The sequence below is a fragment of the Pseudalkalibacillus hwajinpoensis genome (genome assembly GCF_015234585.1).
GTDB lineage: Bacteria > Bacillota > Bacilli > Bacillales > Guptibacillaceae > Guptibacillus > Guptibacillus hwajinpoensis_B.
The window spans coordinates 1,830,884-1,847,165 of the sequence record NZ_JADFCM010000008.1 but is presented as its reverse complement, the minus strand read 5'-3'; the positions used below and the strand labels follow the sequence as shown (position 1 = coordinate 1,847,165).

At 40.1% G+C, this 16,282-nt stretch carries 15 protein-coding genes; 12 read left to right on the top strand and 3 right to left on the bottom strand.

Going from position 1 to position 16,282, the window contains the following annotated elements; translation table 11 throughout:
- Window positions 1–7: 7 nt before the first annotated feature.
- The 6 genes from IQ283_RS21125 (at window position 8) to IQ283_RS21100 (ending at window position 8,869) form a co-directional block, all read left to right on the top strand.
- Window positions 8–1,435 (top strand): dihydrolipoyl dehydrogenase family protein, encoded by a 1,428-nt coding sequence (locus IQ283_RS21125; protein WP_194222015.1) that lies wholly within the window; start codon window positions 8–10, stop codon window positions 1,433–1,435.
- Window positions 1,436–1,455: 20 nt separating this feature from the next.
- Window positions 1,456–2,544: an FAD-dependent oxidoreductase gene (locus IQ283_RS21120; RefSeq protein ID WP_194222014.1), complete on the top strand. Its 1,089-nt coding sequence runs from the start codon at window positions 1,456–1,458 to the stop codon at window positions 2,542–2,544.
- 732 nt (window positions 2,545–3,276) lie between these two features.
- Window positions 3,277–7,563 carry a S8 family peptidase gene (locus IQ283_RS21115; RefSeq protein ID WP_242057406.1) on the top strand — a complete coding sequence of 1,429 codons (4,287 nt, stop codon included), beginning with the start codon at window positions 3,277–3,279 and terminating at the stop codon, window positions 7,561–7,563.
- A 246-nt stretch (window positions 7,564–7,809) separates the two neighbouring features.
- Window positions 7,810–8,370 carry a PadR family transcriptional regulator gene (locus IQ283_RS21110; RefSeq protein ID WP_194222013.1) on the top strand — a complete coding sequence of 187 codons (561 nt, stop codon included), beginning with the start codon at window positions 7,810–7,812 and terminating at the stop codon, window positions 8,368–8,370.
- A 1-nt stretch (window position 8,371) separates the two neighbouring features.
- A complete protein-coding gene (locus IQ283_RS21105; RefSeq protein WP_160918920.1) occupies window positions 8,372–8,686 on the top strand; it encodes an iron-sulfur cluster biosynthesis family protein in 315 nt (104 codons plus the stop codon).
- A gap of 21 nt (window positions 8,687–8,707) precedes the next feature.
- The gene (locus IQ283_RS21100) at window positions 8,708–8,869 is read left to right on the top strand and encodes a hypothetical protein (RefSeq protein WP_159782922.1); all 162 of its coding nucleotides are present in this window, start codon (window positions 8,708–8,710) and stop codon (window positions 8,867–8,869) included.
- A 55-nt stretch (window positions 8,870–8,924) separates the two neighbouring features.
- Here the strand turns inward: IQ283_RS21100 and IQ283_RS21095 are convergent, their stop codons facing one another.
- Window positions 8,925–9,842, bottom strand: a complete 918-nt coding sequence (locus tag IQ283_RS21095; RefSeq protein WP_194222012.1) for a hydroxymethylglutaryl-CoA lyase — start codon at window positions 9,840–9,842, stop codon at window positions 8,925–8,927.
- A gap of 161 nt (window positions 9,843–10,003) precedes the next feature.
- Between IQ283_RS21095 and IQ283_RS21090 the strand changes: the two genes are divergently transcribed.
- From IQ283_RS21090 to IQ283_RS21080, 3 genes are read left to right on the top strand one after another with little or no spacing between them, the layout of a single operon-like run.
- Window positions 10,004–11,188 carry an acetyl-CoA C-acetyltransferase gene (locus IQ283_RS21090; protein ID WP_194222011.1) on the top strand — a complete coding sequence of 395 codons (1,185 nt, stop codon included), beginning with the start codon at window positions 10,004–10,006 and terminating at the stop codon, window positions 11,186–11,188.
- Between the two features lie 23 nt (window positions 11,189–11,211).
- Entirely contained in the window at window positions 11,212–11,898 is a 687-nt protein-coding gene (locus IQ283_RS21085; protein WP_194222010.1) for a CoA transferase subunit A, read from the top strand.
- A gap of 10 nt (window positions 11,899–11,908) precedes the next feature.
- The gene (locus IQ283_RS21080; protein ID WP_194222009.1) at window positions 11,909–12,577 is read left to right on the top strand and encodes a CoA transferase subunit B; all 669 of its coding nucleotides are present in this window, start codon (window positions 11,909–11,911) and stop codon (window positions 12,575–12,577) included.
- Window positions 12,578–12,630: 53 nt separating this feature from the next.
- On the opposite strand, the gene IQ283_RS21075 is transcribed toward IQ283_RS21080, so the two are convergent.
- Window positions 12,631–13,542 (bottom strand): aldo/keto reductase, encoded by a 912-nt coding sequence (locus tag IQ283_RS21075; protein ID WP_194222008.1) that lies wholly within the window; start codon window positions 13,540–13,542, stop codon window positions 12,631–12,633.
- Between the two features lie 136 nt (window positions 13,543–13,678).
- Here IQ283_RS21075 and IQ283_RS21070 point away from each other — a divergent pair, with 136 nt between their 5' ends.
- Window positions 13,679–14,218 (top strand): cysteine hydrolase family protein, encoded by a 540-nt coding sequence (locus tag IQ283_RS21070; RefSeq protein ID WP_194222007.1) that lies wholly within the window; start codon window positions 13,679–13,681, stop codon window positions 14,216–14,218.
- Between the two features lie 43 nt (window positions 14,219–14,261).
- Here IQ283_RS21070 and mciZ read toward each other — a convergent pair whose 3' ends face one another.
- Window positions 14,262–14,420, bottom strand: coding sequence for a Z-ring formation inhibitor MciZ (gene mciZ, locus IQ283_RS21065; protein ID WP_194222006.1), 159 nt, complete (start codon window positions 14,418–14,420; stop codon window positions 14,262–14,264).
- Between the two features lie 120 nt (window positions 14,421–14,540).
- Between mciZ and IQ283_RS21060 the strand changes: the two genes are divergently transcribed.
- Window positions 14,541–15,080 (top strand): NUDIX hydrolase, encoded by a 540-nt coding sequence (locus IQ283_RS21060; RefSeq protein WP_194222328.1) that lies wholly within the window; start codon window positions 14,541–14,543, stop codon window positions 15,078–15,080.
- Window positions 15,081–15,084: 4 nt separating this feature from the next.
- A complete protein-coding gene (locus IQ283_RS21055; protein ID WP_194222005.1) occupies window positions 15,085–16,248 on the top strand; it encodes an endonuclease Q family protein in 1,164 nt (387 codons plus the stop codon).
- Window positions 16,249–16,282 lie beyond the last annotated feature (34 nt).

Genomic DNA, 16,282 nt, shown 5'->3' with positions numbered 1-16,282 from the left:
GGGACGAATGATAGAATATGATCTAATTGTAATAGGCGGGGGTTCTGGTGGACTGACTGCTGCATCTGGTGCAGCCAATATGGGAGCCAATGTTGCCTTAATCGATGATCAGCCAGGTTTAGGTGGTGACTGTCTTCATTATGGGTGTGTCCCATCAAAGGCTTTTATTACAGCTGCTAAAGAAGTTCATGCTGTCTACAAGGGGGCAAAAGAATTTGGCCTTACGGTGAGCGGCGAAGTGCTCTTTAGTCGTGCTATAAATCGCGTTAAAGAAGCGATTAGTGAAATTCAAGAAATTGATAGTGATGAGCGCTTTGAGAAATTAGGGGTAGATATTTATCGAGGCAAAGGTTCATTTAAAGATAGTCATACAGTCCTCATTGATGGCGAGAACCCCATCAAAGGGAAACGAATTGTGATTTCCACAGGTTCAAGCCCGAAAGTCCCCCCAATTGATGGAGTGGAAAATGTCTCTTATATTACGAATGAATCGATTTTCAATTTAGACCATTTGCCCGAAAGTATCGTTTTTATAGGAGGCGGTCCTGTTGGACTTGAGCTTGCTCAATCTCTCTCAAGATTCGGCACAAATGTAACTATACTAGAAACCTCTGAGACCATTTTGAAAAAAGAAGATCATGATATCATACCAATTGCTACGAAGGAATTGGAGAAAGAGCTTTCATTTATTTTTAAAGCAGAAGTAAAAGGAATTAAAAAGGAAAACGGTTATAAAGTTGTGACGTATATTGAGAATGGCGAAGAGAAAACTATCCAATCAGAAATGATTATGTTTTCAACGGGTAGAAAGCCTAATACAGATAAATTGAATTTAGAAGCGGCCTCAGTAGATGAAGACAAGGGTTTTATTACAGTTAATGCGTCATTACAATCTAGCCAATCCCACATCTATGCAATTGGTGATGTGAATGGTGCCTTTCCTTTTACACATGGAGCTGGTATGGAAGGGAAACTTATTGTACAAAACGCAGTGTTTGGATTAAAGAGAAAAGTAAACTATGAGAACGTTCCATGGGTTACGTATATAGATCCTGAGGTCTTTCACCTTGGAATGACTGAGAAAGAAGCGAAAGAGAAACATGGCGATCAAATTCGCGTTTTCAAGGTTGGTACAGAAGATGTCGATCGTTTTATAGCTGAGCGCAAAAAAAATGGACTTTTAAAGGTCATTACAGACATGAAAGGGCATATTCTAGGTGCTCATGCTGTTGGCGAAGATGCTGGAAGCTGGATGCAAGAAATTGTTTTTGCGAAAGAACATGGTCATAAAATCGGAGACATTTCTACAGTCATTCATCCATACCCAACGAAAGGGGCTATCCTAAATCAAGCCGCTGATTTATTTTGGAGAGAAAAATTATTTGATGGTTGGCTTCCTAAGGTGTCAGAAAAATATATTAAATGGGTTCGATAAAGAATTAAAGGAGGAGAAGCTTGAAGAAACTGTTGTTAATTGGAGCGGGACATGCTCACCTTCACATAATGAAGAAGCTTCAGGAAGAAAAAGGAGAGCATGAGGTGATACTCATTTCTCCATCGGAGTATCAATATTATTCTGGAATGTTCTCAGGCTATCTTGAAGGGCTATATAACAAAGAAGATATGCGAATACATATTCCAACATTAGCAAAAGAGGCAGGCATTCATTTTACGGAGGGTGCAGCGTTATCTATAGATGCTAAAGCAAAAGTTGTGTTAACGGAAAAGGGTGATATTCTTTCATATGATGTTCTTTCCGTAGATATCGGTTCATTAACAGCCGGAATTGACGTACCTGGCGCTAGAAAGCATGCTCTCCGCATAAAACCTAACTATCGTTTCGAGGAAGTCGCGAAGGCAATGCAGGCGGCAGAAACCCCTGTCGTTGTAGGGGGTGGCGCTGCAGGTGTTGAAATGGCTTTAGCGCTCACTGCAAAAAGAAAACTTGAGGATAAAAAACCTGTGGCATTAATTTCTCATTCACCATTGTTAGAAAATACTTCTGCTAAAGCGCAGGAAAAAATCAAGCAAATTATGCAAGATAAAAGCTTGCCACTTTATTTGCAAGAAAAAGTGGCAAATGTAACGTCAAGTCAGATTATCACAACAACTGGTAATCAAATTGCTTATGATGAAGTGCTATGGTTAACTGGACCAAAAGCTCCAGGTATATTTCGAACTTCTCAATTACCAGTTGATGAAGCGGGTTATTTACTTGTAGAAGATACACTACAAGTGAAGGAGTATCCGGCCATTTTTGCGGCAGGAGATTGTGCTTCTATCCGCCAGTATCCGGATCTTCCTAAAGCCGGTGTAGTAGCCGTGCGACAATCAGAGATCCTCTGGGCGAACATAAAGGGGTTTCTGAAAGAGGCGAATGGTCGGCGTTTCCAACCTAAAAATACTTACTTATCGATTCTTTCTACTGGTCAGAAACAGGGATTACTGTTATATGGGAGAATAGTTCTTCATCATCCTCTCTCATGGAAATTAAAAAATAGAATAGATCAAAAGTTTATGACCACATACAAGACGAATGTTTGAGTAACGCCCCACTTAGAGGTGTATTACAATAGGACTTTAAGAGGTCCTCTTCATAAAAAACTCTCTTTCTTTAAGAAAGAGAGTTTTTTTATTGAAAAAGGATGTTAATGAACGTTGCTGATTTTTGGCTCATGTACGCTCTGTGATTAAATTGCACTCGAATGAGCCAAAAATCGAGAATCAAAAGTATAAGCTAATGTAGTTTGTTGATAAAAAATATAGGTATAATCTTCATTAATTCATACAAAAAGACCGCGACTTTATGAGTGGACATGTGAAAACCCTGTCGGATATTTGTGCTGAAAAGAGAGGGGTTGACGAAACGATTGCTAGCGAAATATGACAAATTGGAGTGACTTCTCAATTTTTTTGGCATGTCGATAAAGGGCTATTTGAACAAACTCCTCCTTTATGCTGACATCAAAAAGATATAAAAGTGAATTTTAGGGACTTTGTCATATGTGTATTACTTGAGTAAGAATCGCTGCTTCTATAGTCCTTAACCGCTAAAGGCTATTAAAAAACGATATCACTCATCAAAATACTTCAGAAGTAGGACAATCATCATTTTTTTATATTAAAAGTACTTTGAGAGAATTGAATTATTTTCTGAAAATTTCGTCATTTTTGTTTGGGTTGTGACAAATCCTGGTATAGCATATTAAGTGAACCCGGCAATACAAAAGGAGGGCAGAGTGTAAACACAAAACTAATAATTAGGGAGGAAGAAATTTGAGAAAACGAAGCAAACGTAAAATCGTAGCTCTTTTTGCTTGTTTTATTCTCCTCATCACGAGCTTCATACAACCAGCGATGCAAGTGAACGCGAAAAGTGATTCTTCTGTATCCATGAATGATGAAGTGAAGCGCATTGATCAGAAGGTATCGAAAGCATTCGAGAAGAACGAAAAAGTAACGTTCTTGATTAAATTTGCAGAACAAGCTGATACGAAAAAAGTTGCGAAAGAAGCTGAAGAAAAGGCTAAGAAAAACAACTTAACTTCCTTTCAAGCTGAAATCACTAAGCGATCAGCTGTTGTTAATGCGTTAAGAGCTACGTCTATTGAAACACAACACTCTGTGTCCACATACTTAGAACAACAAGAGAAAAAAGGCAATGCAGAAGACATAAAATCATTTTACATCGTAAACGGTATGGCAGTAACAGCAACAAAAAAAGTGATGAACCAACTAGCATCATTTCCTGAAGTGGATAAAATACTTCCTAACGAGATCAGGCAGATTCAGCCAATTCCAGATAAAACGAAAACTAAGGCTAAAACGACTGCAGATACGAACTCAATTGAGTGGAATATTGATCGAGTAGGTGCTCCTGAAGTATGGGATATGGGAATTGATGGGGCGGGGACGGTGATCGCTAACATTGATACCGGTGTTCAGTGGGATCATCCCGCTCTTATGGAACAGTATCGAGGATATAGTTCTGAAGGAGTAGATCATGAATTTAACTGGTTTGACGCTGTAAGCGGAGAAGCCGCCCCGTATGATGATCTCGCACATGGGACTCATACAATGGGAACTATGGTTGGCGCTGAACCGGATGGTTCGAATGAGATTGGCGTCGCTCCTGGGGCAAAATGGATAGCGGTAAAAGCTTTTAGCGAAGACGGTGGAACAGATATCGATCTTCTTGAAGCAGGAGAATGGATTATTGCTCCTAAGGATGCAGAAGGCAATCCACACCCTGAGAAGGCTCCTGATGTCGTGAACAATTCTTGGGGAGGCGGACCTGGGCTTGACGAATGGTATCGCCCAATGGTTCAAAATTGGCGAAATGCAGATATATTCCCAGAATTTTCTGCGGGTAATACAACACTATTTAATCCCGGAGGTCCGGAGTCAATCGCAACACCAGCAAATTATCCTGAGTCATTTGCTACGGGAGCTACAGATATCAATGATGCTCTTGGGAGTTTCTCTCTACAGGGACCATCCCCATATGATGAAATAAAACCTGACGTTTCAGCTCCTGGAGTTAATATCCGTTCTGCGGTACCAGGGAGTAGCTATGAAGGAGGGTGGAATGGTACGTCGATGGCTGGGCCACACGTATCAGCGATCGCTGCTCTCCTTCGTCAAGCAGATCCATCGTTGACGGTTGATGATATAGAAGACATCTTTTTAAACACCGTCACACCACTTACAGACGATGAATTCCCAGATTCTCCGAATAATGGTTACGGTTATGGATTAGTGAATGCATTTGATGCCGTTTCTTCTGTTATGAGTGGGCTCGGTACATTAGAAGGTGATGTGATGAAAGAAGGAAGCGATGAAGAAGAGCCCACGTATCAACACGATGCTCCTGCAGAGGCTTATGCTCAGATGGACCTTCCTCTTACCGTCACAGCGACAGATAATGTGAGCGTAACGAGTGTAGAGCTTGAATATGCTCATAACGGAGGGTGGACGTCAACTGAAGCAACAAGAGTTGATGGGAACTATCTTTCTGGATCCTATCAAGCTATTATTCCAGGTGACGCCGTCAGTGAACCTTCCGTTAGTTACAGGTTTAAAATCGAAGACTATGGCGGGCATGTTGTCACAACGGACGAATATCAGGTAGAAATTATTCCTGGTATCTCAACAGGTTACGAAACGGACTTTGAATCAGAGCCAGCTGGATGGATGAGCTGGGGAGAAAATAATTCATGGGAGTGGGGGACGCCAACGGTTGGTCCTGAAGCTTACTCTGGAGAAAAGGTTTATGGAACCAACCTTGATGGAGCATATGACAACAGTGCTAACATGACGCTGATGATGCCTCCTATCGATTTACCAGAAGGTGAAGCTTATCTTCAATTCAATCAATGGTATGAACTTGAAAGAAACTATGATTATGGTCATCTCTTCGTTTCAACCGATCAGGAAAATTGGGAAGCTCTTGCGGAGTATAATAATCTTTCTAATGAATGGGTGAGTGAAGAGGTTGATCTATCTGCCTATGAAAATCAGCGGATTTATTTAGCTTTTCACGTCGAGACGGATGGTAGCGTGATGAAGCAGGGCTGGTATATTGACGATTTAAGTTTATCAGCAGAGCCGATGGAAGTCGCCGCTAAGAAAAAGAGCGCGAAAGTTTCTATTCAGCCTGATGAAAAATCTGCTAGTGCCAAAGCGAAAGAAAAAGTCAATCCTGACAAGTTAAAACCTTCACCGCTTGTTGTAAATCCAGTTAAAGAGAAACCATCACCTACGCCTCAAGCTCTGCCGCTTCAAGCAGAAGTTTCTATTCTTGAGACAGGGCGCTCTGCAACAACGAACTTGGAAGATGGGAGCTATTCCATGACTCATGCAGCAGGGGACTACACAGCTATTGCAGAAGCATATGGCTACCAGTCAGAGACTCAGGAAGTGACGATCGTAGATGATGAAGTGACAGAAGCTGACTTCACATTAGAAGCGATACCAGAGGGAGAAATCGAAGGAACAGTCACGAATAGTGAAACAGGAGAGCCAATCCAAGATGCAACTGTTTTATTAGTAGAAGATGCTGCTATAGCACCTGTTCAAACTGATGAAGAAGGACATTATTCAGTAACAGGTTATGAAGGGGAGTATACGTTAAAAGTTCTTGCGGCCGGTTACTATAGCGAAACATTTAACGTCACTGTGGAAGCGAACGAGACCGTTGTACAGAATGCTGATCTTTCCCCATTCATCGGATATGCAGGGGAAATCGGGTATGACGATGGTACTGCTGAGAACGCAAGAGCGTTCTATGATGCTGGGAACGGTTGGGCTGTGAAAATGTCGCTAGCAGAAGGTCAAGAACGTGCGCTTGTGACTGGAGGGTTATTTAGATTCTGGAATACGGAATGGCCAAATCCAGGCGGCACAAATTTTAAAGTCGAAATTCATGATGCATCAGGTCCGGATGGAGCACCAGGTAAGAAACTCGCTGGTCCAATTGACGCGACTGCTCTTCGAAATGGCGAATGGACGATGGTTGATCTGTCTGATCAAGGAGTGATCGTAGAAGGTGATTTTTATCTCACTTATATTCAAGCGGATGCCAATCCAAATGCTCCGGGTCTTGCAACAGATGAAGACGGGGAATATGTCGACCGAAGCTTTCAATATGTTAGCGGCGCATGGTCGAAGGCTCCTGAAGAAGAAGGGAACTATATGATCCGTGCAGTCGTTGATTATGAACTAACAGCACCAATGATTACATCTCCAAAAGACGGTTCGTATACAAACAAGAATAGCATTGAAGTTGATGGTGAAACGGCACCAATGACAGACGTTCATGTTATGAAAAATGGCGAAGAAGCAGCTGTCACAACTTCTAATGAAGAAGGTAATTTTACAACAGAAATCCAATTGAGCGATGGTGAAAATCAGTTAACAGCTCGTGCATCGACTGACCGTGGGATGACGGGAGAATCTGATGCTGTTATGGTCACTTTAGATCAAACGAAACCGGAATTAACGATCACATCTCCTAAAGATGACTGGAAAACAAATAAAGGATCAGTAACAGTTAAAGGTGACGTTCATGATGAAAATCTTGCTTGGGTAAAGGTTAACGGAACGAAAGCGAAAGTAGAAGATGGTGCATTTTCACATCGGATGCTGCTCGAGCAAGGTGAGAACATTATAAAAGTAGTGGCGAAAGACAAAGCAGGAAATAAAACGAAAAAGTCGATCAAAGTTTATTCCCAGCAAGAAGAATTGGTCATTAATCAATTAAAACCAGATCAAAATAAAGATCTTCAAGCGGGAGAATCAGTGAAAATTGAATTCGATAGCGCTCCAGGAATAAAGGCTACTTTCTCAATTCGTATGCCGCTAGTGAATCCAACGATGATGCCTTCAAGTATGACTGAATTTCCAATGATGGAAGTATCAGAAGGGCATTATGTCGGTTACTGGACAGCTACTTCGAATGTGGTGGCTGAAGGTGCTGAGATCGAAGTGAAAGTGAAAGATTCTTTTGGCAACGAGACACGAAAAACAGCGGAAGGATTACTAAATATCAATACGAAAGAATAGTTTAAACCATCGAAAAAGCAGGCAGTCGAAATAGACAGCCTGCTTTTTTGATTTGTCCGGTATTTTATCAAATTTCATCTTAAGCAATGTATAAGCATATTATCGGCGGTGGTTTTTCTTATCATTTCTGATAAAATAAAATTCAAATTAATTGTCAAATGTGGATTTGCAACTTCAAATGTGCAAAGATATTGTAAAGACGTTTATAATGGAGAAGAAGCAAATTGCTGAAAAGGAAATGATGATATGGCTTTACGATATGCTCTTCTTGGATTACTCACAAAGAAACCATCAACTGGATATGAGCTAACACAACAATTTAGAGAAACGATGATCCATTTTTGGTCTGCGCATCATACACAAATTTATCGTGAACTTGGAAAGATGGAGAAAGAGAAGCTAGTAAGCTTTGAAATTGTTCCGCAGTTAGATCTTCCAGATAAAAAGATCTATTCTATTGAAGATAAAGGGTACCGTCTTCTCATTGAATGGCTTGCTCATCATACAGTAGACCCACCAAAAATGAAAAACGAACAATTGATGCGTGTTTCTTTATTTCATCTTATTCCAAAAGAAGAAGCGATCCAATTCCTAAAAGAGAGTAAAGAGCATCACCAAATGGTGCTTGATCATATGAACAGCTGGAAAGAAGAAAATGCAGTTGATCACAGAATAGAGAAAGATCGTCTGGGGGAATACCTTACGCTTGAATACGGTAGGCGTCAGATGAAAACCTGGATTGAGTGGTGTGACTGGGCTATTGAGTTTATAGACGTTATTATAGAAGATAGTGGAGAGGAGAGATAACATGAGAGTGACTTTCACAGACCAAGCGATCGAGAAATTAGAACATGATTCTGAGGGTTATATGAAGTTACATTATGACATCGAAGATTGCGGGTGTGTAGTGAACGGTGTTACGCAATTAGTAAATGATTCCGCTCAGGGTGATTTTAATATGACGCTTGAGTCAAATTTCAGACCTGTATTGATTCAGAAACAATATAAAGTGTTTTTTGATAAAGAAATGAAAATTGATTTTCTTCCGAAACACCAGTGTTTTATGCTTAAAAGTGATAGTGAAATCATTAACCCGAGAATGCGATATATAAACAAAGGATAACGATTAGGGGGATTTACTAGAGTGACGTTTTTGATGTATTTTGTTATTTTTTTCGTAGTATTTATGGTCGTAAAGGGAGTTTTGAATTTATTTAAAGGTCAAAAGATGGATCGAATTACGGTTATCGGTGGACTAGTTCTAGCTCTAATCTATAGTATTATTTTAACTATAGTAAAAGGATAAAATAAGCACACGTCTGTGTGCTTGTTTTATTTAGTTTACCATAATATTTATATGTCTACTTTATGGAAGCTTCCTTTTCTTTATTATATAACGTTCGATAAGGTGTTAGGATGGATCTTGATAGGTGAGGCTCAATCTCATCAATAGCTCTCATTAGTTTTTCTAGATCAATACCTGTTTTGATACCCATTCTCTCCAACATATAGACAACACTTTCTGTTGCAACGTTGCCTGTCGCTCCTTTGGCGAAAGGGCAGCCGCCAAGTCCGCCCGCTGACGTATCAAATCTTGAAATTCCAGCTTGGAGACATGCATAGATGTTAGCAAGTGCCATACCCCTTGTATCGTGGAAATGAGCTGTTAACAATGTTGACGGTAATTCTTTTACAAGTTGGCTAAAAAGGTTGTGTGATTCAGCAGGAGTGGCCATTCCAATAGTATCTGCTACGCTCAATTCATCTACGCCTGCATCAACAAATTGACGACAAACGTCAACCGCATCATTTACTTTTATTTTTCCTTCATATGGACAATAGAAAGCAGTAGAGATGCATGCACGAACGAAATAACCTTCTGCTTTTAATTCTTTGACTAAAGGAATTAGCTCATTGAGTAGATCCTTTGTCTCTTTATTGCTATTCTTTTGATTAAAGGAGTTACTAACACCAGCAAAAAGTGCTATCGCTTTCACGTTCGTTTCTTTAATTCTCTCGACCCCTTTACGGTTAGGGGCTAAGACGAAGTTTCTTGTATCGTCAAGGCAAGTACTTACTATTTCACTGGCATCTTTCATTTGGGGAACCCATTTAGGTGATACGAATGAGGTAATCTCCATTTCTTTCATTCCGGCTGTTTTTAAGGCTTTGATGAAACGGATTTTATCATTTGTTTTGATCTGATTTAGTTCATTTTGAAGTCCATCTCTTGGACCAACTTCAATGATTGTTGCATGTTGTGGTAGCAAAACATTCATCACCTTTCTTTGTAAGCGCTATCTTTAATTAAAACAAAGGATCGGAAGTCTTGCAAGACAATCGTTTGAATAATGGAAATTCTCGCTTGGAGGGAGGAGTTTTTTGAATTAAGTAAGAATTATGTAGAAGAGAGTCATAGATACATAAGGAGGAAATCGAAATGAGTCGAGATGTTGTAATTGTAAGCGCTATCAGAACGCCGGTAGGTTCATTTAATGGTTCACTAAAATCTATCTCTGCTACAGAACTTGGGGCGATGGTCATTAAAGGAGCGATCGAAAAGGCTGGCTTATCGATAGATCAGGTGGAAGAAGTCATTATGGGAAACGTTCTTCAAGCGGGTCTCGGACAAAATCCTGCTCGTCAGGCAGCTATCAAAGCGGGAATTCCGGTTTCAACTCCAGCGATGACAATAAATAAAGTGTGTGGTTCAGGATTGAAAACAGTTCATCTTGGAGCTCAATCTATTATGCTTGGCGATCAAGATATTGTCGTCGCCGGTGGGATGGAGAACATGAGTCAGGCGCCTTATTTATTAAACGGAGCGCGAGAAGGCTTGCGAATGGGTGACCAAAAGATGGTGGATAGCATGATTCAAGATGGATTATGGTGCGCATTTAACGATTATCATATGGGTGTTACTGCTGAGAACCTGTGCGATCATTATCAGCTAACAAGAGAAGAAATGGATGAATTTGCTGCATGGAGTCAACAAAAAGCACAGGCTGCAATTGAAGAGGGGCGTTTTAAAGAAGAGATTCTCCCGGTTTCTATTCCGCAGCGAAAAGGTGACCCTCTTTTATTTGATACCGATGAATACGTTAAACCAGGAACAACGGCTGATAAACTTGCAAAGTTACGCCCAGCTTTTAAGAAAAACGGTGGGGTTACAGCAGGAAACGCTTCTGGTATTAACGATGGCGCAGCCGCTGTTGTTTTAATGAGTAAAGAAAAGGCTGATGAACTTGGAATAGAATACCTTGCTGTTATTCGCTCGAATGCAAGTGGAGGTGTAGATCCAAGCGTAATGGGGTTAGGTCCTGTTCCTGCTACGAAGAAAGCACTTGAACGTGCTGGACTTTCAATGAATCAAATGAATCTAGTGGAAGCAAATGAGGCTTTTGCTGCTCAATCTCTTGCCGTTGGAAGAGACCTTGATTTTAATGAAGAAATCTTGAACGTGAACGGTGGGGCGATCGCTCTTGGTCATCCGATTGGCGCAAGTGGTACTCGAATCTTAGTAACCCTACTACATGAAATGAAACGTAGAAATGAGCGGTTTGGTCTGGCTACGCTTTGCATTGGTGGAGGACAGGGCGTAGCAACAATCGTTGAACGAACTTAAAAAAGATATGGAGGTTTAAATAAATGAAGCCAGTACTTGATACCTTTGAAGAAGCCGTACAAGACATTCAAGATGGAGCAACGATTCTAGTTGGTGGGTTTGGCCTTGTAGGTATACCAGAAAATTTAATTCTTGCATTAAAAGAGAAAGGAACAAAGGACTTAACAGTCATATCGAACAACTGTGGAGTTGATGACTGGGGCCTGGGATTGCTCCTTAAAAACAGACAAATAAAAAAAATGGTAGGTTCCTATGTTGGAGAAAATAAAGAATTTGAAAGACAGGTGTTATCCGGTGAATTAGAAGTTGAGCTCATTCCTCAAGGAACGCTAGCAGAGAGAATAAGGGCAGGCGGTGCTGGCATTCCAGCGTTCTATACTCCAGCTGGCGTGGGAACACCGATAGCAGAAGGAAAAGAAGTCAGAGTATTCAATGGTAAAGAGTACTTGCTTGAAGAAGCCATTCAGGCAGATTTCTCATTTGTTCGTGCGTGGAAAGGGGACATAATGGGGAACTTGGTCTATAACAAAACGGCACGTAATTTTAATCCTATGATTGCTGCAGCAGGTAAAGTGACGATAGCTGAGGTAGAGGAATTAGTAGGTGTAGGAGAGTTATCCCCTGATCAAATTCATACTCCAAGTATTTATATTCAAAAGGTTATTGTGGGTGAGCAGGAAAAGAAGATTGAGCGATTAACAACGCGATAGGAGGATCATAATGGTGAAAGTAGATAAAGCAGCAGTTCGTGAAAAGATTGCAAGACGTGCTGAAAAAGAAATCCTGGATGGTTTTTATGTGAATCTAGGAATTGGAATGCCTACGATGGTAGCTAACTATATACCAGAAGGCAAAAAAATAGTGCTTCAATCGGAAAATGGCCTTCTTGGAATCGGACCTTATCCAACTGAAGGTGAAGTTGATCCTGATCTTATTAACGCCGGGAAAGAAACAGTTACAGCGATGCAAGGAGCATCCTATTTTGATAGTGCAGAGTCTTTTGCGATGATTCGTGGAGGACATATTGATGTTGCGATACTAGGCGGAATGGAAGTCTCAAAAGATGGTGACCTCGCTAATTGGATGATACCTGGAAAGATGATTAAAGGTATGGGTGGGGCCATGGATCTTGTGCATGGGGCGAAAAGGATTGTTGTCATTATGGATCATGTGAACAAAAACGGAGACCCGAAAATTTTGAATTCTTGTACCCTCCCCCTAACAGGTCAAGGCGTTGTTAATCGAATCATTACGGATCGGGCTGTTTTTGACATAACGGATGAAGGGCTTGTGTTAAAAGAAGTTGCCATTGGCTATAGCATTGAGCAAATTCAAGCTTCAACAGAACCGGACATTATTATTAGCGATCCAATATTAGATGCCTTTTAATTTATGAAAATAGAAGGAAAGAGCGCAGTCACTAGACTGCGCTCTTTTTTTAATTACCGATGCTTATCGTACACATTCATTTTTGAAACGTCACGTATTTTCTGAACTTCATCAGGTGTTAAGTCTGGAGCATTTTGTGCTGTAATATTTGCGAGAAGTTGTTCACTGCGACTAGCTCCAGGAATTACTGTAGCTACAGCGGGATGAGCAAGAGCATATTTTAGTGACGTTTGAGTTAAATTGCGCTTATCCCCTTTTATTTCAGAAAGTTGCTTAACAGTTTCAAGAACGTCGAATTTAGAATGGTCGAGAAATCCGTCTTCTTTTACTTTCTCCTCATATCGATCAGTTAACATGCCTTTAGCAAGCGGTCCTCTAGCAATGACACTGATGTTGTTTTCATGCAAATAATCTAGAATTTCTTCTTCGGGTCTACGATCAAGAATGCTGTATTGCATCATAACTGATGCGATAGAAGATTTTTTTACAAACTCTCGGATGACATTTGGGCGTATACTTGAAATGCCATATTCGATAATTAATCCTTCTTGTTTTAATTCTTCAAAAGCTTCAATGGTTTCATCGAATGGGTCCTCGATTGTACCACCGTGTAGCTGAAAGAGATCAATGTGATCTGTTTTCAATCGTTTTAAGCTAGCTTTTAGTGCTGATTTAATATGTTTTTTTGATGGATCCCAGTACCAGCCTTCTTTTCCTTCTTCCCAGTGGTTCCCTGCTTTCGTAGCAAGTACGACTGTATCCCGTCGATCACGTAGGGCTTCTCCTACTATTTCTTCATTTAGACCGAAGTCATACAAATCAGCTGTATCGATAAATGTAACGCCGTTATCAATTGCCTCATGAATAAGCGAAATACCTTTCTCTCGATCAGTGCCAAGTGACATAGTACCTAATCCAATTTCGCTAACGTTCAGTATTGAGCTTCCGAGTTGATTGGTTTTCATTGCATTCCATACCTCCCATTTTTAACCTGTATTAAGTGTATCGTGATAGGAGGATTCATGCCAATCATATGCTGATTCCGATGTCTTGTTACCCGATAACACACCTGCTATAGTAAACATAATGGGAGGCGGTAGAATGGCAACAGAAGCGCTTTTAATTATTGATATGAGCAATGATTTTGTTCATGATGAGGGAGGACTTACTTCAGGCAAGAAGGGACAAGAGATTGTTCCTAGCATTATTTCACTTGCCACAACGTTTATTGAGGAAGGCAAGGAAGTTGTGATTTGTATGGATGAGCATGAAGAAGAGGATGATCACTTTAATATCTGGCCCGTACATAATGTAAGAGGAACGTGGGGACAGAAGTTATATGGTGAATTACAGCAGTGGTATGAATCCCATAAGGAGCTTCCGAATGTCACGTTTGTTCCTAAGCCAGAATATGATGCATTTTATGGAACGAATCTGGAAGAAATACTTAAATCACGTCGCGTGGAAACTGTTCATCTTGCAGGAGTATGTACAGATATTTGCGATTTTCTAACTGCTTATGGTGCTTACGCAAGAGGATTTAGAACAGTTGCGCATTCATCGTGTATGGCAACGTTTACCGAGCATCATAACGTATTCCTTGAGCAAATGAAAAATATTTTCAAAACGGAGATTCGTTAAACAAGAAACGCTGCCATTAATGGCAGCGTTTCTTGTTGTTTTCTTATTGTATTAACCTTAGGTGTGCTTTAGTTCGAACAGCAGGAGCCTGAATCCATTCTTCAATCGTTTCATAATGATTCATATAATGTCTAATCATTAATTGAATCTGCTTTGGTTTTCCTACCATTGTGACACCGTTTGGCTGAATATAGACTTTCATAAACAGAACCTCCTAAATAGTTCGATACATTAATGGTTTTAGTCTTTTCCCTATTATCTGTCTCATGTGATAGACTTTATGTATCGATTTGAATTTTTAGAACCAGGAGATGATGAACAAATGGACCATTTATATGAAAAGACCTTGCATTCAGAAACGATTTACGAAGGTCGAATTATAGACTTACGAGTGGAAGATGTTGAGTTACCAAATGGGAAACAAAGTAAGCGTGAATTAATTGATCATCCTGGTGCTGTTGCGGTTATTGCAGAGACGCCTGATCATAAAATTTTAGCCGTTAGACAATATCGTAAAGCCCTTGATAAAGCTATCGTGGAAATCCCAGCTGGGAAACTTGAACCGGGGGAGAAACCTGAAGTTACAGCAGTTCGTGAATTAGAAGAAGAGACAGGATATACGTGTGACTCGCTTGAAAAAGTGATTTCATTTTACACATCACCTGGTTTTGCAAATGAACTTGTTCATTTATACGTAGCAAAGGGATTAGAAAAAAAAGGAGAACAATCGGCTGATGAAGATGAGTTTCTTGATGTTCTTCATTTAACAATAGAAGAAATGGAAAAGATGGTAGAAAGCCAGGAAATTCATGATGCTAAAACCGCTTATGCTCTCATGTATTTACAAATGAAATTGAAGTGATTACATGAAATCATGTTATGCAGATTTTCATATTCATATCGGGAGAACTAGAACGAACAAACCTGTTAAGATAACTGGTTCAAAAACGTTAACACTATCTCATATCCTTAATGAAGCTAGTGCAAGAAAAGGGCTTGATATGGTTGGCGTGATCGATTGCCACGTTCCTGAAGTTATGAAAGAGATAGAAGATTATTTGGAGAAGGGTGAATGTTATGAATTGAGTGAGGGTGGAATTCGGTTTGAATCTCTCACTCTCATTTTAGGTACAGAAATCGAAATCTATGATGAGAATTGTCAGGGTCCTATTCATGTACTAGTTTATTTGCCTGATTTAACAAAAATGAAACATTTTTCAGATTGGCTAAGAGCTAGAATGACGAACATTACTCTAAGTTCTCAACGCATATATGAAAGAGCGGAGGTCATTCAAGAAAAGGCAAAAGAGCTTGATGGTTTATTTATACCTGCCCATATATTCACACCATTTAAGAGCCTATTTGGGAAGGGAGTCCATCAGTCAATAAGCGAAGTTTTTGACCTAAACAATATTGATGGAATTGAATTAGGTCTTTCTTCTAACACACAGATGGCAGACCAAATTGAAGAACTTCATCGTTACCCATTTTTGACGAATTCAGACGCACATTCCACACAAAAAATAGCTCGAGAATATCAATGCTTATATTTAAAACAACCCACATTTCTTGAGTGGAAAAAGGCATTACAAGGCAAATATGACCGGAAAATTGCAGCGAATTTTGGATTGGACCCAAAATTAGGTAAATATTATGAGACCATATGCTCTAAATGTAATTCTCCAGTTAATCAGTTGGTTTGCGATTCATGCGGAAGTAAGAAGATTATAAAAGGGGTGGCGAATCGAATTCAAGAATTGAGTTCAGCGTCGACGTGCCCTGTTCGTCCTCCATATGTACATCACGTTCCTCTAGACTTTCTACCAGGGGTAGGACCAAAAACTTTCGAGCGTCTATTAGATTCTTTTAGTACGGAGATGAATATTCTTCACCGGGTGACTGAGAGTGATCTGACCGGCGTTGTGGGAGAGTCACTCGCTCATATGATCGTCCTTTCAAGGAATGGGCAGCTTACTTTAGAACAAGGTGGGGGTGGAACATACGGTAAAGTTGTAAACCAAAAGAGATAATCTATCGATCAGTCATACGTTCAAAATCCATTTC

Excerpts from the sequence above, each read along its gene's own strand:
- IQ283_RS21125 (WP_194222015.1), top strand. The coding sequence starts at position 8 with ATGATAGAATATGATCTAATTGTAATAGGCGGGGGTTCTGGTGGACTG.
- IQ283_RS21110 (WP_194222013.1), top strand. The coding sequence starts at position 7,810 with ATGGCTTTACGATATGCTCTTCTTGGATTACTCACAAAGAAACCATCA.
- IQ283_RS21105 (WP_160918920.1), top strand. The coding sequence starts at position 8,372 with ATGAGAGTGACTTTCACAGACCAAGCGATCGAGAAATTAGAACATGAT.
- IQ283_RS21095 (WP_194222012.1), bottom strand. The coding sequence starts at position 9,842 with ATGAATGTTTTGCTACCACAACATGCAACAATCATTGAAGTTGGTCCA.
- IQ283_RS21090 (WP_194222011.1), top strand. The coding sequence starts at position 10,004 with ATGAGTCGAGATGTTGTAATTGTAAGCGCTATCAGAACGCCGGTAGGT.
- IQ283_RS21085 (WP_194222010.1), top strand. The coding sequence starts at position 11,212 with ATGAAGCCAGTACTTGATACCTTTGAAGAAGCCGTACAAGACATTCAA.
- IQ283_RS21080 (WP_194222009.1), top strand. The coding sequence starts at position 11,909 with ATGGTGAAAGTAGATAAAGCAGCAGTTCGTGAAAAGATTGCAAGACGT.
- IQ283_RS21075 (WP_194222008.1), bottom strand. The coding sequence starts at position 13,542 with ATGAAAACCAATCAACTCGGAAGCTCAATACTGAACGTTAGCGAAATT.
- IQ283_RS21070 (WP_194222007.1), top strand. The coding sequence starts at position 13,679 with ATGGCAACAGAAGCGCTTTTAATTATTGATATGAGCAATGATTTTGTT.
- mciZ (WP_194222006.1), bottom strand. The coding sequence starts at position 14,420 with ATGAAAGTCTATATTCAGCCAAACGGTGTCACAATGGTAGGAAAACCA.
- IQ283_RS21060 (WP_194222328.1), top strand. The coding sequence starts at position 14,541 with ATGGACCATTTATATGAAAAGACCTTGCATTCAGAAACGATTTACGAA.
- IQ283_RS21055 (WP_194222005.1), top strand. The coding sequence starts at position 15,085 with ATGAAATCATGTTATGCAGATTTTCATATTCATATCGGGAGAACTAGA.